Raw genomic sequence first — 20,556 nt, 5'->3', positions numbered from 1 at the left:
GTCGGATCAGGTCAAGGCAAGGTGATCGTCACATGGGCGGGTGCCGGTGCGAGCTTCACCACTTCGTTGTACTTGTTCAGGTCACCCACCGTCTGCTTGTCGAGCAGGGCCTTCACGCCCAGGAATCCCAGCAGGCCCAGCAAGGCGAACACCGAGCCGATCACCCACAGCGGCACTTCGCCGCGCAGCGCGTGGCTGATGCGGTCGGGTGCGGCCCAGTGGGGCGCGAAGCCATGGCTCTTGCCCTTGTGGGCCGCGATCTCGTCGCCCACGCGGCCGGTGAGGTAGCCCAGCTTCTCGGAACCTTCGATGATGTACTTGCCCTGGAAGCCCATGAGCAGGCACATGTGGAAGACCTCCAGCAGGTGCAGGTGCGCGGCACCGCCTTCGCGCAGTTTGTCCAGGTGTTCGAAGAAGCGCTCGCCGGCCAATTGCTCGCCGAAGAATTCCAGCTGCAGCGGCTTGCGCTCCCATTCACCACGGATCTTGGACTGCGACATCAGCACCACTTCGTCCACCAGGGCGCAGTAGGCGAACTTGGCCAGGTACACGTCCTTGGACGAGGCGGCGATCTTCTTCGCGTTGCGCTCGAAGCTGATCAGGAACTCGCGCACCCGGTCGCGGAAGGACTCGGCGTCCACCGGCGCGCAGCGGTTGCGCAGCAGGAAGATCATGTAGAACCCGTCGTAGAGCAGGTCCAGCAGCGTGGAGGCTTCAACGGGCGCGGCGGAAGAGGGCGCCGGCAACTTGGGGCCGAGGCCCGGGCCGCCGATGCCAAAGAGTGAAGGCGTGAAGGTCTGTGCCATGGATTACGGATTCAGCGCAAACAGTTCGATCTGCAGGTCGTTGATGCCCGCCGGCACGTACAGCGCGATGGTCTGCGCCTGCAGCATGCGGTCGTACAGCGAGCCGCGCGGTTCCAGCGCGAAGTAGTAGGCGCCCGGGCGCACGGGGATGGCCGCCGGCACCTGCGCGGCATGGGTGAGGCGAACGCCCCCCATGGCCGACAGCACGAGCTTCTCGACGTCGTCGGGGGCGCCGACCTTGAAGCGCAGCGGCACGGCTTCCACCAGCTCGCTGGGCTGCATGGCAGCCTGCACGCCGAGGTAGAAGTTGGTGTTGGCGCTGATCTTGTCGGACTCGAGGCGGCCGTGGTGGAACGAGGGCTTGACCTCGTTGAGCGTGATGGAGAAGTAGCGCGTGGAGATCACCGTCTCCAGCAGGTCGCGGATGATGTGGTCCAGCTTCGCGAACGACGGGCCGGGTGCTTCGTGCCGGTAGGCCGGCAGGTCGGCGAGGGTGTAGCTCTTGGAGAAGGTGAGCAGGGCGCCCGCCAGTTCCAGCATGCGTTCGTACAGCCGTTCCGGATGCAGCGCCGGATGCATGTGCAGGTGCGACAGCGAAGCGAACGCGCCGCTGGCGGTGTGCAGCAGCCAGAACGATGCGATGTCGCCGGAACGGAATTCGATGATGTGCTTGGACGGCTCGCGATGGAAGCCATAGAGCGCATCCACCTTGGCCTGCAGCAGGTCCAGCAGGCGGCGCAGCACGGCTTGCAGCGCCGGAGACGACGCGATGGACAGCGAGGGCGGGACGAAGCGGGCGTCGGCCTCGAAGCCACCGGTGGCCGAGCGCCGGATGCGGCACAGCGGCAGGTTCACCAGGTGGTCGCGCGGCTCGGTGTCGGCCAGCACCCGCACGCAGCGGCGCAGCACGGCGACTTCGGATTCGGTGGCGGTGGTGAACCAGTCACCGGCCTCCACGTTCTGCTGTGCGTAGCGAAGCGAGCCATCGGGCTCGTCGTCGGCAGCAGTGAAGTTGCGGCCGCCCGAACGCAGCGGCGCGATGGTGGCGTGGAACACGACTTCGGACACGCCTGCAGGAATCGATGCCAGCGACACGGGCGGCGGAAGTTCGTCTTCCGACGGCGCGGAGTACATCTCGCCATCGGGGAACACGATCTGCAGTTCGGTGAAGCGCAGGACCCCGCTGGCCAGCGCGTCGGTGTCGATACGCGCACGGCGCACGCCCCATGAGTACGGATGCAGCACCCGGCCCAGTTCAGCCGTGCGCCATTCGTGGTAGGCATCTTGACGCTGGAAGTGCTGGGGCCTCAGGAAGAGGCCTTCGCCCCAGAGAACTTTGGATGACTGAATCAAGACTGCCTCGGAATTTGCCCGCGATGTCCTCGCGAAGTGCCCGCGATGCGCGGCGGCTGAGCGTACTAAAAAAGCTTGTTAAGTAGTGTTTTTTGTGGGGCGTGCGACACCCCCATTTCGGGTGCTAGTCATGAGGGCATTGCATGCCCGCGAGCCGCCGCACTTCGATCGATGTTCCGATGGGCTCGCCTTCCGCGACGCTCATCGCACAAGCGTGAAGACCCAGGGTGACACCGGTCTTTGTCGCGCTCTGCGTGTCGAACACGAACTTCCAGCGCTGAGGGTCGGGGGCCCTGAACAGTGCGACCACCGCAATCTGCGTGGCGTCGTTGGGCATGGTCTCGATGACTTCGTACTTCTTGCCGGGTGTGAGCACGACTTCGCGCGACTCGACGATGTCATTGCCAAGCAGCATGCGTTCGGACGTCGAGTCCTTGAATGCGTCGTAAGGAGCCTGCATCAAGGCCGTCGGACTGCGCAGCTTGTAAACACGTGCAACAAGTGCAAGCGGTCTACCGCTCGTGTCGGTGTTCACAATGTCAGCCGCATGTAAACGCAAGGTCACTGTTTTTGGCTTGGGCGGCAGCTTGATGGTGTCTGCGTTGATCTCGGGCGGCGCCGGTTTGCTCAAGCCGACGACCTCCATGGCCTTGTCGAGAATGCCGCCGCTGCCGCTCGACGAGGCGCATCCGCCTGTGGACAAGATTGCGGCGGCGCAGGCTGCAAGGGTGATGAATCTACGAGTGAAGAAGCGCGCTGCGAACGATGCGTTCGAGCATGTGGATGAGTGACTCATGGGTGTGGTGTCGGTTGATGTGGGGGCTTGTCCGCGTTGTTGAATCGCCCCGCCTGTATTGTCTGGAACAAATGCGAACGCGAGTATCGATGCGCTTGCATGTGTATGAACGTGTAGCCTGGATCGTTCATTAACAGTGCATCAATTTGTATTCCCCTTTCCCCGCCTTTCGGGGGATGGCGTGAAGAAACCCTTCGACTAAAGTTCGCCGCTCTTGCAATGCCGTTCCAACGGCGATGCGAGGAAGAAGTAGGGAACACAGGGGAGTACAAGTCAATGATCGCGGTGACAGGGGGGCCTGCGCTCGTGCGCAGCACACCGTCGGAAGGTGCAGCCGGAAACCGGTTCCACCGACTCGCATGCAAGCTGGCAGTGGTGGTGGTGTGCGTGAGCCTTGCGGCCTGTGCCATCAAGCCCACCGAGCCGGCGCCGGCGCCGCAGACTGAAACGCTGCCCGACCTCATGCACAAGGCGGACACCGCCATGGCCGCGGGCGACAAGGCCAAGGGCCGCGAGCTCTACCAGGCCGCCACGAAGATCGATCCCACCAGCAAGGCGCCGTGGGTGAAGCTCGCCGAGGGCTACTTCGAAGACGCCGACTACGGCAACGCGGTGCTGGCCGCGCAGGAAGTGCTCCACCGCGACAACACCGACAACGTCGGCGCAGGCATCCTGGCCGTGAGCGGATTGCGCATCTCCACCGCAGCGATCACCGTGCTGCGCCAGCAGAACAACATCACCGCCGGCACGCGCGGCGAAGCCGAGACGCTCACGCGCAACCTGCGTGAACTGCTGGGCGAGAACGTGCTGGTGCCGCGACCCGATCCGGCGCCGGCTCCGCGTCCGCGGCCCCGCGCAGCAGCGGCAGCCGCTGCCACAACCACTGCCGCCACGCCGGCAGCGGCCACCCCGTCCACGACGAGCGCGAAGGCGCCCGCCGCAGCACCTGCCACCACGGCCGCCAAGAGCAGCGGTGGCAATCCTTTCGACAAGCTCAAGTAGCAAGCGCGACCCACCCCGTTTTAGCAAAGGGAACCCCATGGCCAAGAAAGACAGCATCCAGAAGCGGCTCGACAAGGTCCGGCCGCCGCGCGTGCAGCTCACCTATGACGTCGAGATCGGTGATGCGATCGAGAAGAAGGAGATTCCCTTCGTGACGGGCGTGCTCGGTGACTTCACCGGCAAGCAGGACCCGAACAAGCCGCTCGAAAAGCTCAAGGACCGCAAGTTCGTGAGCGTCGACCTGGACAACTTCGACGACGTCATGAAGGGCATGGCGCCCAAGGCGTCGTACCGCGTGAAGAACAAGCTCAGCGGCGACGGCGGCGAGTTCGCGGTGAACCTCGAATTCAACAAGATCGATGACTTCCGACCCGAGTCCGTGGTGCAGCAGGTCGAGCCGCTGAAGAAGCTGCTGGAGGCGCGCACCAAGCTCGCCGACCTGCGCAACAAGCTCGCCGGCAACGAGAAGCTCGAAGACATCCTGGGCGATGTGCTGAGCAACACCGAGAAGCTCAAGCTGCTCGGCGAAGAAACCAAGGTCGAGGAGTGAACGCCATGACGCAAGCCGCACTGCAATCGCAAGGCGAAACGGAGACCCTGGAGCGCAGCCTCCTGGACTCCATCGTCGAGGAAAGCCGCGTCGCGCGCTCGCAGGCCGAGCACACCCGCGCGAAGGACATCATCTCCGAGCTCGTGCGCGAAGTGCTGCAAGGCACCGTGGTCGTCTCCGAGAACCTGAGCGTCACGCTGGACGCCCGCGTCGCCGAGCTGGACCGCCTGATCTCCGAGCAGCTCAGCGAAGTCATGCACCACGCCGACTTCCAGCGCCTGGAGTCGTCCTGGACGGGCCTGCAGTACCTGTGCAAGCACACGTCCACCGGCGCGATGATGAAGATCAAGGTCTTCAACGCCAGCAAGAAGGAACTGGTCAAGGACTTCAAGACCGCGATCGACTTCGACCAGAGCGCGCTGTTCAAGAAGGTCTACGAAGAAGAATTCGGCACCTTCGGCGGCGCGCCGTTCGGTACGCTCATCGGCGACTTCGAAGTCAGCCGCCAGCCCGAAGACATGTACTTCGTGGAGCAGATGTCGCACGTGGCCGCCGCGGCCCATGCGCCGTTCATCTCCGCCGCGTCGTCTGAAATGTTCGGCCTGGAAAGCTTCACCGAGCTGGGCAAGCCGCGCGACATGTCCAAGGTGTTCGACACGGTCGAATACGCGAAGTGGAAGTCCTTCCGCGAATCGGAAGACTCGCGCTACGTCGGCCTCACGGTGCCGCACTTCCTGGGCCGCCTGCCGTACAACCCCAAGGACGGCACCACGGTCGAAGGCTTCAACTTCGTCGAGGACGTGGACGGCAGCGACCATGCCAAGTACCTGTGGGTGAACGCGGCCTATGCCTTCGGCGCCCGCCTGACCTCGGCCTTCGAGAACTACGGCTGGTGTGCGGCGATCCGCGGCGTGGAAGGTGGTGGCCTGGTCGAAGACCTGCCCACGCACACCTTCAAGACCGATGAAGGCGAAGTGGCGCTCAAGTGCCCCACCGAGATCGCCATCACCGATCGCCGCGAGAAGGAGCTCAGCGACCTGGGCTTCATTCCGCTCGTGCATTGCAAGAACTCGGACTACGCCGCCTTCTTCGGCGCGCAATCTGCGCAGAAGGCCCGCAAGTACGACTCCGATTCCGCCAATGCCAATGCTGCGCTGGCCGCGCAGCTGCAATACATGTTCGCCGTGTGCCGCATCGCCCACTACATGAAGGCCATGATGCGCGACAAGATCGGCAGCTTCGCTTCCGCGGCGAACGTCGAAGAGTTCTTGAATCGTTGGATAGCTCAGTACGTCACAGGAGATGACGCTGCAACACAGGACGTCAAGGCGCAGTACCCGCTGCGTGAAGCGTCCGTGCAGGTCTCGGAAGTACCCGGAAGGCCGGGCGTGTACAGAGCGGTTTCCTTTATTCGCCCTCACTTCCAGCTTGATGAACTCTCGGTGTCCCTGCGACTCGTCGCAGAGCTGCCTGGAGCCAGTGGGGCTTGAACAACCCCGAATTAACTACGCAAGGAGCGAAGAACTATGAAAGACATCTACGTTGAGTTCGGCAGCAGTGCCGACATCAAGGGCGAAACCAACGACGCCAAGCACAAGTCGGCGAATGCGGTCGAAGTCAGCACCTTCACGCACCTCATCCGGCAGCCCAAGTCGGCCACCTCGTCAAGCGCCGGCGGCCACACTGCCGAGCGTACCGAACACGGCGAACTGATCTTCACCAAGGACATCGACAAGGCCACCACCAAGCTGTTGCAGGCTTGCTCGGCCGGCACGATCTACCCGAGCGTGGTGATCTATTTCTATCGCGCCGTGGGCGGCAGCAACTCGACCGGCACGGGTTCGAACAACCGCGTCAACTACCTGAAGATCGAGCTGAAGAACGCGCTGGTGTCGTCGGTGTCCACGACGGTCGCTGAAGAGTCCATCCCGACCGAAACCTTCGGCCTGAAGTACTCGTCCATCCGCTGGACGTACAACCAGTCCAAGATCGACGGCTCGGGCATCGAGTCCAGCGGCAACAACATCCAGGGCTCCTGGAACCTCGCCAACAACCAAGTGGCGTTCTGATCCACGCCCCTTCGTCAACAAGCGAGAGAAGGGGCGGCCTGGCCGCCCCTTTTTCTGGATGAACGAAAAGTACAGCCCATCGTTTCTCGATCGGTTGATCGACACGCATGGCCGCCCGGGTTCGGAACACCACGTCCGCCTGGCCAGCCTCGTGCAGATCAAGGACAACGTCGCCCGCGACCTGGAAGCGCTGCTGAATACGCGGCACGGCCAGGATGCGTCCGAGCTCGAGGCCTATCCGCAAGCGAGGAAGTCCATCCTCAGCTTCGGCATCGCCGACTTTTCCAGCCAGAGCCTGGCCAACCCCAATCACCGCCGCGAGATCTGCCGCTCCATCGAGCAGGCGATTGCGCTGCATGAGCCGCGCCTGCGCCAGGTCGACGTGAGCCTGAGCGTGGAGTCGTCCACGATGAACCGCCTGTACTTCGTGATCAAGGCGATCCTCGTCGTCGACAAGGGCCGTGAGCACGTGAGCTTCGACGCCTTGCTGCAGCCGCTGACGCTGCAGTACTCCATCACCCAGGGCAGGCCGTCCGCCGCCGAGGCGAGGCACTGAGCGCCATGCACGGACTGCTGCCGAGCTACGAGCGAGAACTGGCTTTCCTGCGTTCGCACGCCGGCGAGTTCGCGCAGCGCTATCCGAAGATCGCGAGCCAGCTGCTGCTCAACGGCGAAGTGGGCGAGGACCCGCACGTCGAGCGGCTGATCCAGTCCTTCGCGCTGCTGTCGGCGCGCATCCACAAGCGGCTGGACGACGATTTCCCGCTGTTCACCGAGTCGCTGCTGGACGTGCTGTACCCGCACTACCTGCGGCCCTTTCCGTCGTGCTCCATCGCCTGCTTCGATGCGAGCGCCAATGCCAGCCAGCTCACCAAGCCGGTGAAGGTGGAGCGCGGCACGAGCCTGAACACGCGCCCGGTGCGCGGCGTGCCGTGCAAGTTCAAGACGGCCTACGACGTGGACCTGCTGCCGGTGCGCGTGACGGCCGCCGGCTTCCGCGGCACGGCTGCCGCGCCGGACGGCACCGTGGTGCCCAAGGGCGCCACCTCCTGCTTCTTCATCCAGCTCGAACTGACCTCGGCGCAGGCCACCTGGGCCAGCCTGGGCATGCAGTCGCTGCGTGTGTACCTGGACGGCGAGCCCTCGCAGGTGAGCGTGCTGCGCGAGGCCCTGTGCGGCCGCGTGCTGGGTGCGCTTGTGCAGACCGCACCCACCGGCCCATGGCAGCGCGGCGGCAAGAGCCTGCCGCAGGCCGTGGGCTTTGAAGAGCACGAGGCGCTCATCGATTTCGATGCGCGCTCGCATCCGGCCTACCGCCTGCTCACCGAGTACTTCGCCTTTCCCGAGAAGTTCAACTTCGTCGACCTCCCGTGCCCCAAGGCCATGGCCGAGTCCGGCGCCCGCACGGTGACGCTGCACTACATGATGTCCGGCCTGCGGTCCGATTCGGACGATGCGCAGCTGCTTGAAACGCTCGACGAAAAGAACATCGTGCTGGGCTGCACGCCCGTGGTGAACCTCTTCGCGCAGCGGGCCGACCCGATCCGCATCACCCACACCGGCAACAGCTATCCGGTGCTGCCCGACGCACGCCGCGCCTTCGGCTATGAAGTGCATTCGGTGGACCGCGTGTTCCGCGTGCAGCAGACGCCGCAGGGGGAGTCGATCGCCGAGTTCCGGCCGTTCTATTCGCTGCAGCACGACCACCTGCTGCGCGAAGGCGAGTCCGGCGGCCGCTACTGGTACGTGCACCGCGACGAAACACTGGCCCAGCAAAGCCCAGGCTACGAGACCGAGCTGTCCATCGTGGACATCGACTTCGACCCGGCTGCGCCGCAGACCGACACGCTGTCTGTGGACGTGACCGCGACCAACCGCGACCTGCCCAGCCTGCTGTCCTTCGGCCAGTCGGGTGGCGACCTGTTCATGGAAGGCGGCAGCGTCGCGCGCGAGATCCGCCTGATGCGCAAGCCGACCTTGAGCCACCGCTTCGAATCTGGCCGCGGGGCGCACTGGCGGCTCATCTCGCACCTGTCGCTCAACCACCTCACGCTCTCGTCGGGCGGCATCGATGCGCTCAAGGAGTTGCTGCGCCTGTACGACCTGCCGCGCAGCGCGGCGTCGCGGCGCCAGCTCGACGGCATCGTGGCCATCGACTTCAAGCCGGCGAATGCCTGCCTGCCGGGCAACCCGTTCCCGGTGTTCGTGCGCGGCACCGAGATCGTGCTGAGCGTGGACGAACAGAATTTCGTCGGCATCGGCCTGCGCCTGTTTGCCCAGGTGCTGGACCACTTCTTTGGCCTGTATGCGCACGCCAACAGCTTCACGCAGCTGAAGCTGGTTTCCTCGCGCACCCACGAAGAGTTGATCGCATGTCCACGGCGCAGCGGCCACAGCCCACTGGTGTGATCGACCGCCTGCTGGAGGAGCCGCACCGGTTCGGCTTCTTCCAGGCGGTGCGGCTGCTCGAACGCTGGTTCGTGCAGCAGGAACGGCTGTCGCCCGCAGAAGTGCTGGGCAAGCGCCTGCGCTTTCGCAACTCGCTGTCGCTGGCATTCCCTGCCAGTGAAATCGCGCATCTGCAGCCGGTGGCCGCCGAGCGTGATGAGGCGGTGGATGCTGATGCCGAAACCGACAACAGGCGCCAGTCGCGCGACGTGGACCACATCGAACTCACGCCGGCGTTCATGGGCCTGCTGGGTGTGGGCGGCGCCTTGCCGGCGTTCTACACCGAGCTGCTGGCCAACCGCGAGTTGTTCCACAAGGACTCCGCCGGCCGGGCCTTCATGGACATCTTCCTGCACCGCGCGGTGGTGCTGTTCTACCAGGCCTGGCGCAAGCACCGCCTGCCCATCCAGTTCGAAGCGGACCGCAAGAACCACTTCCTGCCGATGCTGCTGTCGGTGGCCGGCGTGGGGCATGCATCGCTGCGCGACCGCCTGCATGCCCGCAGCGGCGGCGTGTCGGACGACACGCTGGCCTACTTCAGCGGCGCCCTGCAGCGCCGGCCCACGTCCGCAGCGGTGATGCAGCGCGTGCTGCAGCAGTACTTCGGCGTGCCGGTGACGCTGGAGCAGTTCGTCGGCCGCTGGTTCCAGCTGCCCGAAGACAACCAGACCCGCCTGGGCCTGGGCGGCGCGCAGCTGGGCATGGGCGCGGTGGCGGGCGAGCGCATCTGGCAGCGCGACCTGCGCATGCGGCTCACGCTCGGCCCGATGCCGCGCGACAAGTTCAAGCGCTTCCTGCCCGGCGGCGAGGGCGCGCTCGCGCTGCGCGAACTGCTCACGATGATGACAGGCGTGTCCATCGAATACGAAGTGCGCCTGGCGCTGCGGGCCAAGGACGTGCAGGGCGTTCGCCTGGGCGGATCGCCCCAGGCCAGCGGTGCGCGCCTGGGCTGGGACGGCTTCCTCGTCACACGCGCCGCCAACGACGACCGCGCCGACGCGGGCTACGACATCCACGCGCTGGCCTGAAGGCCAGTCACGAACGAACAAGGGACGACAAGAACGACATGAGCAACAACCTGAAGACTCTGATCTCCAAGCTGAACGACACCAGCCGCAAGGCGCTGGAGCGCGCAGCCAGCCTGTGCATGGCGCAAGGCCACTACGAGGTGGACGTGGAGCACCTCTTCCTCGCGCTGCTGGAACAGCCGCGCAGCGACTTTGCGCTGCTGTGCAAGCGCTTCGACATCGCCCCGACCGAGCTGCAGCGCGACCTGGAAACCGAGATCAAGCGTTTCAAGAACGGCAACACCCGCACGCCGGTGTTCAGCCCGCACCTGCCCACACTGCTGGAGCACGCGTGGCTGATCGCGTCGCTCGATGCGCACAACAGCCGCATCCGCAGCGCGCACCTGCTGCTGTCGCTGCTGACCGAGCCGGGCCTGAACCAGCTGGCCTTCAGGGGCAGCAAACAGTTCGTGAAGTTCCGCCTCGATGAGCTCAAGCACAAGCATGCGGACATGACGAGCGCATCGCAGGAAGCCGGTGATGCCCTGCGCCCGGCCGATGCACCGCGCGCTACTTCCGACGCCGACCTGCAGGCGCCCGCCACGCCGGGCCAGACGCCCGCGCTGGACCAGTTCACCACCAACCTCACGCAGCGTGCGCGCGACGGCAAGATCGACCCGGTGATCGGCCGCGATCCGGAGATCCGCCAGTCCATCGACATCCTCATGCGCCGCCGCCAGAACAACCCCATCCTCACCGGCGAGGCGGGCGTGGGCAAGACGGCGGTGGTGGAAGGGCTGGCCCTGCGCATTGCCACCGGCGACGTGCCGCCGCCGCTGCAAGGCGTCGAACTGCACACGCTGGACATGGGCCTGCTGCAGGCCGGCGCCAGCGTGAAGGGCGAGTTCGAGAACCGGCTGAAGAACGTGATCGACGAGGTGAAGAAGAGCCCGCATCCGATCATCCTCTTCATCGACGAAGCGCACACCATGATCGGCGCGGGCGGCCAGGCCGGACAGAGCGACGCCGCCAACCTGCTCAAGCCGGCGCTGGCGCGCGGCGAGCTGCGCACCGTGGCCGCCACCACCTGGAGCGAGTACAAGAAGTACTTCGAGAAGGACGCGGCCCTGGCACGGCGCTTCCAGGTGGTGAAGGTGGAAGAGCCCAGCGAGCCGCTGGCCGCCGCCATGCTGCGCGGCATGGCGCCGCTGATGGAAAAACATTTCAACGTGCGCGTGTTCGATGAGGCCATCACCGAAGCCGTGCGCCTGTCGGCACGCTACATCAGCGGCCGGCAACTGCCGGACAAGGCCATCAGCGTGCTGGACACCGCCTGCGCCAAGGTGGCACTGGGGCAGAGTGCGGTGCCCGCCGCGATGGAGGAGAACATCCGCAGCATCGAGCGGCTGGGCGCGGAGATTGCCGCGCTCGAACGCGAGGCGGCTGCGGGCACCGACCATGCGGACAAGCTCGCCGAGCTCCGCGCCACGCGCGACGGCGTGCAGGCCGACCTCGATGCGCTGAAGGCCCGCTACGAGCGCGAGAAGGCGCTGGTGGGCGAGATCCAGACGCTGCGCAAGAACCTGGAGGCTCAGCCCGTGGCTGCGGCCCAGCCCGAGGAGACGGAAGCTGCCGACGGCAAGAAGAAGTCCACGAAGAAGGCTGCCAAGGTCGCCGCAGCGCCTGCCAGCCCTGCGCATACCGAGCTGCAGGCCAAGCTGCAGGAACTCACCGCGCTTCAAGGCGAGTCGCCCATGGTGCCGATGCAGGTCGATGCCCACGTCGTGGCCGAGATCGTCGCGGCCTGGACGGGCATTCCCCTGGGCAAGATGGTCAAGGACGAGATCAAGACCGTGCTCAACCTCAAGCCGCTGCTGGAAGAGCGCGTGATCGGCCAGTCGCATGCGCTGGAGTCCGTGGCCCAGCGCGTGCGCACCGCGCGTGCCAACCTCGAAGACCCGAACAAGCCCAAGGGCGTGTTCATGTTCGTGGGGCCCAGCGGCGTGGGCAAGACCGAGACGGCGCTGGCGCTGGCCGACATCCTGTACGGCGGCGAGCGCAAGCTGGTCACCATCAACATGAGCGAGTACCAGGAGGCGCACAGCGTGTCCGGCCTCAAGGGCTCGCCCCCGGGCTATGTGGGCTACGGCGAAGGCGGCGTGCTCACCGAGGCGGTGCGCCGCAATCCGTATTCGGTGGTGCTGCTCGATGAAGTGGAGAAGGCCCACCCCGACGTGCTGGAGCTCTTCTTCCAGGTGTTCGACAAGGGCGTGATGGACGATGCCGAAGGTCGCGAGATCGACTTCCGCAACACCGTCATCATCCTCACGAGCAACATCGGCTCCTCGCAGATCATGCAGGCCTGCCTGAACAAGGCGCCCGAAGAGATTCCCGATGCGCAGACCCTGGGCGAGGCGCTGCGGCCGGTGCTCTACAAGAGCTTCAAGCCGGCCTTCCTCGGCCGCATGAAGGTGGTGCCGTACTACGCCATCAGCGACGACGTGCTGGAGAAGATCATCCGGCTGAAGCTGGACCGCATCGCTGCGCGCGTCAAGGAGAACCACAAGGCGAGCTTCGAGTACGACACCAAGCTGGTGGAGGCGGTGCTGGCCCGCTGCACGGAGGTGGACACCGGCGCGCGCAACGTCGACCACATCCTCAACGGCACCTTGCTGCCCGAGATCGCCGAGCAGGTGCTGGCGCGCATGGCAGCAGCGAGCGCCATCGAGCGCATCAAGGTGTCCGCCGCCAAGAACGGCGACTTCAAATACAACGTGGCCTGAGGGAGATGTTCATGGATGAGATCCTGCTCGAACGTGCAGCGGACAACTGCCAACCCGACAGCTGGCACCGAGCTGCGCCTTTGCTGTCCGGCTTGCACATCGACGATGACGCGCAGCCCGCCATCGTGACTGCATGGCTCGCACAGGCCTTGCCGAGTGCGCTGCGCGATGCCCGCCTGCTGGTGTCCAAGATGGCTGCGCAGCCCTGGCGCATCGAGGTCGTGTCGCGCGAGCACATGGTGGTGAGCCTGCTGGACAACTCACGCTGGAACCTTCACCTGCATGAGCTGCCGGAACACCACGTGCATCACATCGAGCGCGCGGACCGCGCCGTGGCATGAAGCTCATCGATGAGCTCCTGTCGTTCCTGGGTGGCAAGCCTGCGCAGACCGACCGGCTGATCAAGCTGCACACGCCGCTGGGCACTGACGTGCTCGCGGCAGAGCGCCTGGAGGCCTTCGAAGGCGTGGGCCCCGGCGCTGACGCGCAATCCGGCGCGGGCTTCAGGCTGGTCGTGCATGCGCTGTCCACCGATGCGCACATCGAGCTCAAGCAGCTCATCGGCCAACCGGTGCTGGTGGAGCTGCTGACCAGCCACAGCCGCACCGATCTGCGCCCGTGGCATGGGCACGTCACCAGCGCGGCGATGGTCGGAAGCGATGGTGGCCTGGCGCGCTACCGGCTGGTCGTCGAGCCGTGGCTGGCGTTCCTGGCGCATCGCCAGGACAGCTGGGTCTTCCAGGGGCAGACCGTGCCGCAGATCGTCGACGACGTGCTGGCTGGCTACCAGGGCCAGGGCACGCTGGTGCCCGCCTGGCGCTGGGACCTGGCAGACCCGGCGGTGTACCCGCAGCGCAGCCTGTGCACGCAATACCAGGAGACGGACCTGGCCTTCGTGCAGCGCCTGCTGCTGGAGGAAGGGCTGTTCCACTGGTTCGAACACACCGGCGATGCACACACGCTGGTGATTGCCGACCACAACGGCGCGTTCAAGCCGAACGTGCAGGAGCGCATCCGCTACACGCAGAGCAGTTCGGTGCTGGCCGAAGACAGCCTCACCGAGTGGGATGACGAGGTGCATGTGCGCACGGGCGCCGTGCAGATGGCCAGCCTGGACTACCGCAGCGTGGACGCTCGGCCCGTCAGCCAGCAGGGCGTGGATGCGCCGCTGCCGTCACTGGGCATCAGCGACGTGCCGGGCGTGTATGCCTACGAGGATTCCACCCAGGGCGAACGGCTCGCGCTGCGGCAGGCCCAGGCCATCGATGCCTGGCGCTCGCGCGTGAGCGGCAGCGGCACGGTGCGCACCATCGCGCCGGGCAGCCTCTTCACCTTGCTGGACCATCCCGTCCACGATGGCAGCGATTCGAACCGTGATCGTTTCGTGGTGCTGTCGGTGAAGCACACGGCGCGCAACAACCTGGCGGCCGATGCGAAGGCGCAGGTCGAGACCTTGCTGGGCGCGATCCGCCGGGTGCATGCGCCCGAGCAGGGCCTGGCCAATGACAGCGATGAACCGCTGTATGCGTGCGAGATCGTGGCTCAACCGGCGGCGAACGCGGTGCGGCCGGTGACGCTGGACGAGCACGGCCAGCCCGACCCGCGCCTGTGCGTGCGGCCCACCGTGCATGGCCTGCAGACGGCCATCGTCGTCGGCCTGGGCGAACCGGTGCACACCGACCGCGACCACCGCATCAAGGTGCAGTTCCACTGGCAGCGTGGCGGGCAGTCCAGCCATCGGCTGAATCCCGCAGCGGACGACAACGCGCCGGGCAGCGACGCCAGCGGCACCTGGGTGCGCGTGGCCGAGACGGTGGCGGGCGACAACTGGGGCGGCCACTTCGTGCCGCGCCTGGGCCAGGAAGTGGTGGTGGCGTTCCTTGGCGGCGACATGGATCGGCCAGTGGTGCTGGGCAGCGTCTACAACGGCGCGGGCCAAGCCAATGCGCAGGCCAACCAGGTGGGCGGCGGTGCCGCTACCAGCACCGGTAATGCGAATGCATGGTTTCCGGGTGATGAGGGCCGCGGCGACTTGCAGGCCCACCAGCATGCGGCGGTGATGGCCGGCTTCAAGAGCCAGGAACTGTCGGCCAGCCAGAGCGGCACGGGCGGCTACAACCAGCTCGTGTTCGACGACACGCCGTCGGCAGGCCGCATCGAGCTGTCGACCACCAGTGCGAGCACGCGGCTGCAGCTGGGGCACCTGATCCAGCAGACCGACAACCAGCGCCTGCAGCAACGCGGGCACGGACTGGACTTGAGCAGCGCGGCCTGGGGCGCGGTGCGGGCCGGCAGCGGCCTGCTGCTGAGCGCGCACGTGCGTGGCGGCAGCCAGACGAGTGCGAACCAGATCGATGCCCGCGAGCCTCAGGCCAGCATCGCGCTGGCGATGGGACAGGCGAAGACGCTGTGGCAGTCTGCGCAGGATCACCAGGCCAAGCTGGCCGGTGAGGTGGCGCCCGATGAGGTGGACGTGGTGAAGGCGCTGGATGCGTCGGCCAAGGCGCTGATGGAAAGCGCCAGCCTGAACGATGACCAGGGCAGCGGCGACAAGCCCATCGGTGGCGGCGCGGGCACGGTCAGTGCGTGGAGCAGCCCGCACCTGGTGGCCGCGGCGCCTGGTGGCATCGGCAGCACGACGCCTGCCAGCACGCTGATGAGCGCGGGCAAGACCATGAGCGTCGTGGCCGGGCAGGATTTGCAGGCGCTGGCCCAGGCCAACCACGCGACGGCGGTGGCCAAGGGTCTGGTGCTGTTCACCTATGGCAAGGCGCAGGACGCGGACAAGCCCAACCAGGAAACCGGCATCAAGCTGCATGCGGCCAGCGGCAGCGTGAACACCCAAAGCCAGTCGGCGGCGACCAAGCTCACCGCGAGCAAGAGCGTGGAGGTGAGCAGTGTCAGTGCGATGGTGAAGGTGGCAGCGCCGAACCATGTGCTGCTGACGGCGGCCGGGGCGGCGCTTCGCATTGAAGGCGGCGACATCACCTTGAACGGGCCGGGGAAGGTGGAGTTCAAGGCGGCGATGAAGGAGTTGGCGGGCGGAGCGAGCGCGAATGCGAGCCTGAGCTTGCCCCCACCCGCGACGCTCCAGGGTTGCGCCAAATCAGTGTCCGATGCTGCGGCCCAGCAGTCCGCGGCCGTGGACCTGGGATGACGGCGCACGACAGCGCGGACTCACACGCTGCTGATGCCGGCACGAGCGGTGCCGACATCAGCGACCGGCTGCATCGTGCCGCTCATGCGCAAAGCGACGGCTTGCTGTGGCTGGCGGTGGATGCGGGCGCGCCCGAGTCCGAGCCTCTGCCTGATTCGCTGCAAGGTCTGCTGGATGGCGACGAGGTCAGGACGATTCGCCTGCAACACCCGGGCGTTGATCCGTCTTTCCAACCGCAGTGGGTTCCGCTGGACACCCGCACCGCGAAAGGCAGCATGGCACTGCAGGACAGCATCGACCGAGCCGTCGCTGAACTGGCTGTCGATGAGTTGAAGCAGGGCAAGGGGCGGCGGATCGGTGGATGGCTGGCCCTTCGCGCGGATGCGGGATTGGCGATCCGCCACTGGGCCAGGCAGATGATCCAGCGTCGCCCGGGCGGGGGCGCCGCGCTGCTGCGTCTGCACGACCCGGCGGTGCTGTGGGCCTTGTGGGCCTTGCTGTCTGCCGAGGAGCGGTCGCAACTGCTTGGGCCGGTGTCCACATGGTGGTTGCTGGATCCGCAAGGTGAGCTCGCCGCCTTCACGTCGCCGGCCGATGGCGTTCGATCCACTTGGACCGTGCGTTCCTGGGACGACGTCGACCTCGTGGCACCGTTGAATGCGGCCTTGCGCGAATGCGACAAACCCATGCCCTTGGACCAGGCCCGCCGTGCCGCATTCGATGCCATGCGCCGCGCCCGTGAACTCGGCTTCGGGCATGTGCATGACCTCAGCGCATTCGCCATCCATGCGATGACGATTCACCCGATGTTCGACAAGCATCCTGCCATCGCGCAGGTGCTGCAATCCCGCCAGGCCGATGACCGTTACACCGCCTTGATCGAGGCGGTGGACGAGGCGGCCTGGGAAAGAGTGCGACAAGAAGTGCGACAAGAAAACGGCCTCGCCTGAAGGCCTTCAAACAATCATTCGTTCGGTGAACGGAGGACGAGCTTTCACCATGTCAACCCTGTGCAACGATTGCAACGCGACCGGCTTGCCGATTTTCCCTGTGCGCTACTGTCCGGTTCCGGCCTCAGTGACACCGGGTGTTCCCAGCTGGGCCAGCGCTGACCGCATTGCCAGCGTGCCCCTGGGCGCCGAGTTCCATTACGCCTTGCGCCTGCTTCGCGCTGGGTATGTCTACCTCTTCTATTCGAAGAACCAGGCCGGGAGCAACAAGTGGGAGTGCTACATGGTCACGGGCGACGGGGTGCTGTACAAGCAGCCCGATCCGCTGATGGCCGTGTCGGCGCCCGAGCGCACGGCGAGGGCCTGTGCCAGGCAGGGGCACTCCGATGCCCGGCTGCGTCACCTGGTGATCGAGCGGCCCGACAAGTGCGGCAAGACCTGGATCGCATTCAGCGAGCACAAGTGGAGTGCGGACACGATCAAGGAGTACACGAAGAACGCGAAGCTGCGCGATTCGCGGATGCAGACGCTGTATCCCGCCAAGATGATGACCGGCGCCAAGCATTCACACGGCACGCCCGCATCGGCGGCAGCGCTGCAGGACGTGCTGGAGTACGCGGCGGTGGCGCCGGATGCGAAGCTGCCGCATGACGCGAAGATCACGGGCAAGTTCAGCCAGGAAGACGGCGGCTTCGATGCCGGGCGCATCAACACGGTCAGCACCCTGTATCCCTGGGCATTGCGCCAGGGGCAGGCCGACGCCGACTTCAAGGCGATGCAGCAGCGCGCGACCCGGGCCAACGGCAGCCACGGGACGCCTCATGTGCTGGCGCTGTGGGACGCCATCGGCATCGTCAGTGAGTTGAACGCCTTCCGCAACGATGCGGCCGGCTGGGTCAAACTCTACGGGGAAGAGCGCGCATTCCAGCTGGACGCGGCCAACAACCTGGATGGTCTTCGCAAGGCGCTCGAGTCGCGGGCCGGCGGCATCCAGAAGGCCAGCCAGGACGAGCAGTTGAAGAATGCCTCGAACTGGAACACCGACGAGGACGCGAAGGCGCGCCGCAAGAACGCTGAAAAACTTCCCGAGCCGCAGCGAAGCCGCCAACTCGAGATCTGCGACATCCTCGACGATTGGGGTCGGCGCAAGGTGCCGATGCTTGGTTACGGCGCACGGCTGCAGCACGCGAACCTGGCGAACGAGCCCGAGCGCCGCCAGGAGATCGACAAGATCAAGGCGGAGGTCGAGGACTTCCTCAAGAGGCGCGCGAAGAACTACGACGCCAACATCAAGCATGAAGAACGGGAGGCCTGGCCGAAGTACGAGGCACGCATCGATCGTCCGGCACTCGACCTGTTCGAGAAGAACAACAAGAGCCTGTCCACGTCGGTCAATAAGCTGATCGATCAGCGCACCGAGGCGGTCGTGGCCTGGCTGGGATCGCAACTGCTGATCGACACGCTGGAAGATTTCCACGGCGCCAACATCTCCGACGGCGTCCAGTTCGAGGACAAGGTCAGTAGGGCGTTCTTTGCGATCGGCTCCAGCCCCGCAGGTGCCAAGAAGCTCAAGGAATGGGTGGCGCAGACCGAAGCCGACAAAAAGAACCTCTACTGGCGGGCGGTTGCGCTCAACCAGGATGTCGGCATCGCCTCCTTGAATGCCGCGCTGAAGGAGGCGGAGAAGCACCGCAGCGAACAGACGCTGTCCAAGACCGTGACCTGGGTGGGCTACACCGCCAAGGTCCTCAAGGGGTTTGCCGACACCTACAAGAAGGCGCAAAGCGTTTTCGATGCCGTCGAGAAAGCGTCATCCGCCGCCGGGTCGACGGCTTTCGGCGCCACCATCAATCCGATCAAGATGCGTGGGGCGGATCGATTCATGATCGGCGCCGGCGACTGGGCCTTCAGGCACTTCGCCTTCGACAAGCTGGGTGACTACGCGGCCGAAAAAGTCATTCAGCACATCTTCTCCATTCGCGCCCTGGTCGACCCGCTGGACAGTGAACGCCTGGTGCAGGCCCAAGCCATGGGCGAGCAGCTGAGCCGCGAGCAGACCCTGCAGCGCTTGCGCACCACGCGCAACTTCATGAAGCTGGACACGCCGGAAATCCGCACGGCGCAAACGGAAGCGTTGAATCAGGCGTGGGCGAAATTCAAGACCAGTGGCGATGCGAAAGTCTCGCAGGCGCTGAAGGACGCACGCCTTGCGCTGGTCGTCGGCCTGATCGAAGGCGTGAACTTCGCGAAGCTGATCGCAGACTGCAAAATGAAGGGGGACTTCAAGTCATACTTCAGCCTTGTTGCGTCCGGCATGTCGATCACGAGCGCGCTGTTCGACGTGGCGGCGACCATCACGAAGAACCTGCCGTCCAAGGAGTCCGCCGGCTTGCCGGGGCTGGGCTCGGAAAGCTGGACCTACCAGTCGCTAAAGGGCTGGGGCGGGGCCTTGAGCGGGACGGCGTCATTGATGGGCGGCGTCCTGGACTTGATCGATGCAGGCAAGAATTTTGGCAAGGGTTACGACCTGTTGTTCATCATGTGCAGCGTCAAGGGGTTGGCGGGCATTGCGTCCGGCGCCATCACCTTGGCTGTGACCTTCACCTATGCGGCGCCTCTCGTGGCGCGGTTGACGGGCCGGGCGGCGGCAGGTGCAGCGGTCGAGGCCGTGGGGGAGCGGGCCGCGGCGTTGATCGGGTTGCGCATCCTTGGAATGGCAGCGGGCGGGTGGATCACGGTCGGCACGCTGGTCATCCAGGTGGTGATCTGGAAGATGACCCCTGACGCCCTGGAGAAGTGGGCCGACCACACAGCCTTCGGGAAAAAGCGCAAGACCGGAGGGTACGTGGCAGTCAAGGACCAGGAGCAAGGGCTTGCCGATGCGTTGAAGGAAATGGGTCTCCAATGACGATCAACCCCCCAGTGAAGTCGGTAACCCGCATTGCCGGGACGATCCAGGGCTACAAGGCGACGCGGCAGGCTGCGAGCTTTGTTTTCACTGATCGGGACACGACGAGCCTGGGGGTGGTGGCGATAGCCGCTGGCGTGGCGGGTCTTGGTGGCCAGGCGGTGTCGGCCGCGTCACACGCCACCAGCGTCGAGGAAGATGCGGACTTCGTCGAGTTCGCGCTGGACGGAATCAGCGTCAAGGGCTGGGTGTGGCGCAGTCCGTTTGGCGAGGGCGACCAGGTGGAGGTGGTGGGCGAGTTGCAGGGCCAAGCCATGAATGCAATCGCCATCGCCAGGCCGAGTGATCGGACTGTGGCGCTCTATCCGCATTGCTCTCGTGGCAGGACGCGCCACATCAAGAATGCCATCAAGTGGTGGCTGTACCTCACGATGTTCTTTGTCTGCGTGCCCTTGGGATTTCTGCTGTTGGCAGGTTCCACGCAGCGTCTGGCAGACGCCTGGAGCGAAGGAGGTGATCTCGTCGCGTTAGGCGTGGCCGCCTTCTTTGGTCTGATGAATTTCAGCCTCGCCAGACGATGGATGCCATTTGTCACGCTGGCAGAAAAGGCGTTTGCGGCATTTGGATGGGACAAGCCAGGCGACATCGACCTTGCCAGAGCCACCAAGGCCAGTCGCAGGACGGGTGACCCCGGTGAATTGGGAACCTTCTACTTTCGATACTGAGC

16 protein-coding genes are annotated in these 20,556 nt (G+C 65.4%); 13 read left to right on the top strand and 3 right to left on the bottom strand.

The window, feature by feature from the left end:
* Positions 1–11 precede the first annotated feature (11 nt).
* The 3 genes from icmH to tssJ form a co-directional block, all read right to left on the bottom strand.
* Positions 12–806, bottom strand: coding sequence for a type IVB secretion system protein IcmH/DotU (icmH, locus tag DZC73_RS16650; protein WP_124541470.1), 795 nt, complete (start codon positions 804–806; stop codon positions 12–14).
* A gap of 3 nt (positions 807–809) precedes the next feature.
* Positions 810–2,159 (bottom strand): type VI secretion system baseplate subunit TssK, encoded by a 1,350-nt coding sequence (gene tssK, locus DZC73_RS16645; RefSeq protein ID WP_124541469.1) that lies wholly within the window; start codon positions 2,157–2,159, stop codon positions 810–812.
* 124 nt (positions 2,160–2,283) lie between these two features.
* Entirely contained in the window at positions 2,284–2,955 is a 672-nt protein-coding gene (gene tssJ / locus DZC73_RS16640; protein WP_124541468.1) for a type VI secretion system lipoprotein TssJ, read from the bottom strand.
* 276 nt (positions 2,956–3,231) lie between these two features.
* On the opposite strand from tssJ, the gene DZC73_RS16635 reads away from it, so the two are divergent.
* The 13 genes from DZC73_RS16635 to DZC73_RS16575 are packed head-to-tail and all read left to right on the top strand — an operon-like array spanning position 3,232 to position 20,554.
* Positions 3,232–3,957, top strand: coding sequence for an outer membrane protein assembly factor BamD (locus DZC73_RS16635; RefSeq protein ID WP_124541467.1), 726 nt, complete (start codon positions 3,232–3,234; stop codon positions 3,955–3,957).
* A 37-nt stretch (positions 3,958–3,994) separates the two neighbouring features.
* Positions 3,995–4,507, top strand: a complete 513-nt coding sequence (tssB, locus tag DZC73_RS16630; protein ID WP_124541466.1) for a type VI secretion system contractile sheath small subunit — start codon at positions 3,995–3,997, stop codon at positions 4,505–4,507.
* Positions 4,504–5,997 carry a type VI secretion system contractile sheath large subunit gene (tssC, locus tag DZC73_RS16625; protein WP_407924110.1) on the top strand — a complete coding sequence of 498 codons (1,494 nt, stop codon included), beginning with the start codon at positions 4,504–4,506 and terminating at the stop codon, positions 5,995–5,997. Before tssB ends, tssC begins: the two co-directional genes overlap by 4 nt.
* Positions 5,998–6,033: 36 nt before the next feature.
* Entirely contained in the window at positions 6,034–6,576 is a 543-nt protein-coding gene (locus tag DZC73_RS16620) for an Hcp family type VI secretion system effector (protein ID WP_124541464.1), read from the top strand.
* A gap of 58 nt (positions 6,577–6,634) precedes the next feature.
* A complete protein-coding gene (gene tssE / locus DZC73_RS16615) occupies positions 6,635–7,132 on the top strand; it encodes a type VI secretion system baseplate subunit TssE (RefSeq protein ID WP_124541463.1) in 498 nt (165 codons plus the stop codon).
* 5 nt (positions 7,133–7,137) lie between these two features.
* Positions 7,138–8,985: a type VI secretion system baseplate subunit TssF gene (tssF, locus tag DZC73_RS16610; RefSeq protein ID WP_124541462.1), complete on the top strand. Its 1,848-nt coding sequence runs from the start codon at positions 7,138–7,140 to the stop codon at positions 8,983–8,985.
* On the top strand, positions 8,949–10,052 hold the full coding sequence (gene tssG / locus DZC73_RS16605) for a type VI secretion system baseplate subunit TssG (protein WP_124541461.1): 1,104 nt from the start codon (positions 8,949–8,951) through the stop codon (positions 10,050–10,052). Before tssF ends, tssG begins: the two co-directional genes overlap by 37 nt.
* Positions 10,053–10,090: 38 nt before the next feature.
* Complete coding sequence (tssH, locus tag DZC73_RS16600; RefSeq protein ID WP_124541460.1) at positions 10,091–12,814, top strand: type VI secretion system ATPase TssH; 2,724 nt, start codon at positions 10,091–10,093, stop codon at positions 12,812–12,814.
* An 11-nt stretch (positions 12,815–12,825) separates the two neighbouring features.
* Positions 12,826–13,155 (top strand): hypothetical protein, encoded by a 330-nt coding sequence (locus DZC73_RS16595; RefSeq protein ID WP_124541459.1) that lies wholly within the window; start codon positions 12,826–12,828, stop codon positions 13,153–13,155.
* Positions 13,152–15,971 carry a type VI secretion system Vgr family protein gene (locus tag DZC73_RS16590; protein ID WP_124541458.1) on the top strand — a complete coding sequence of 940 codons (2,820 nt, stop codon included), beginning with the start codon at positions 13,152–13,154 and terminating at the stop codon, positions 15,969–15,971. The genes DZC73_RS16595 and DZC73_RS16590 overlap by 4 nt, the downstream gene beginning before the upstream one ends.
* Positions 15,968–16,921, top strand: a complete 954-nt coding sequence (locus tag DZC73_RS16585) for a DUF4123 domain-containing protein (protein ID WP_124541457.1) — start codon at positions 15,968–15,970, stop codon at positions 16,919–16,921. Before DZC73_RS16590 ends, DZC73_RS16585 begins: the two co-directional genes overlap by 4 nt.
* A gap of 49 nt (positions 16,922–16,970) precedes the next feature.
* Complete coding sequence (locus tag DZC73_RS16580) at positions 16,971–19,829, top strand: T6SS effector BTH_I2691 family protein (protein ID WP_328589515.1); 2,859 nt, start codon at positions 16,971–16,973, stop codon at positions 19,827–19,829.
* Complete coding sequence (locus DZC73_RS16575) at positions 19,826–20,554, top strand: putative type VI secretion system effector (RefSeq protein ID WP_124541455.1); 729 nt, start codon at positions 19,826–19,828, stop codon at positions 20,552–20,554. Before DZC73_RS16580 ends, DZC73_RS16575 begins: the two co-directional genes overlap by 4 nt.
* Positions 20,555–20,556: the final 2 nt, after the last annotated feature.

The sequence above is a fragment of the Rhizobacter terrae genome (genome assembly GCF_003852895.1).
GTDB classification, from domain to species: Bacteria; Pseudomonadota; Gammaproteobacteria; order Burkholderiales; family Burkholderiaceae_C; genus Albitalea; species Albitalea terrae.
The sequence above is the reverse complement of the archived record's forward strand: the minus strand, read 5'-3'. Positions and strand labels throughout refer to the sequence as shown.

Excerpts from the sequence above, each read along its gene's own strand:
- icmH (WP_124541470.1), bottom strand. The coding sequence starts at position 806 with ATGGCACAGACCTTCACGCCTTCACTCTTTGGCATCGGCGGCCCGGGC.
- tssJ (WP_124541468.1), bottom strand. The coding sequence starts at position 2,955 with ATGAGTCACTCATCCACATGCTCGAACGCATCGTTCGCAGCGCGCTTC.
- DZC73_RS16635 (WP_124541467.1), top strand. The coding sequence starts at position 3,232 with ATGATCGCGGTGACAGGGGGGCCTGCGCTCGTGCGCAGCACACCGTCG.
- tssB (WP_124541466.1), top strand. The coding sequence starts at position 3,995 with ATGGCCAAGAAAGACAGCATCCAGAAGCGGCTCGACAAGGTCCGGCCG.
- DZC73_RS16620 (WP_124541464.1), top strand. The coding sequence starts at position 6,034 with ATGAAAGACATCTACGTTGAGTTCGGCAGCAGTGCCGACATCAAGGGC.
- tssE (WP_124541463.1), top strand. The coding sequence starts at position 6,635 with ATGAACGAAAAGTACAGCCCATCGTTTCTCGATCGGTTGATCGACACG.
- tssF (WP_124541462.1), top strand. The coding sequence starts at position 7,138 with ATGCACGGACTGCTGCCGAGCTACGAGCGAGAACTGGCTTTCCTGCGT.
- tssG (WP_124541461.1), top strand. The coding sequence starts at position 8,949 with ATGTCCACGGCGCAGCGGCCACAGCCCACTGGTGTGATCGACCGCCTG.
- tssH (WP_124541460.1), top strand. The coding sequence starts at position 10,091 with ATGAGCAACAACCTGAAGACTCTGATCTCCAAGCTGAACGACACCAGC.
- DZC73_RS16595 (WP_124541459.1), top strand. The coding sequence starts at position 12,826 with ATGGATGAGATCCTGCTCGAACGTGCAGCGGACAACTGCCAACCCGAC.
- DZC73_RS16590 (WP_124541458.1), top strand. The coding sequence starts at position 13,152 with ATGAAGCTCATCGATGAGCTCCTGTCGTTCCTGGGTGGCAAGCCTGCG.
- DZC73_RS16585 (WP_124541457.1), top strand. The coding sequence starts at position 15,968 with ATGACGGCGCACGACAGCGCGGACTCACACGCTGCTGATGCCGGCACG.
- DZC73_RS16580 (WP_328589515.1), top strand. The coding sequence starts at position 16,971 with ATGTCAACCCTGTGCAACGATTGCAACGCGACCGGCTTGCCGATTTTC.
- DZC73_RS16575 (WP_124541455.1), top strand. The coding sequence starts at position 19,826 with ATGACGATCAACCCCCCAGTGAAGTCGGTAACCCGCATTGCCGGGACG.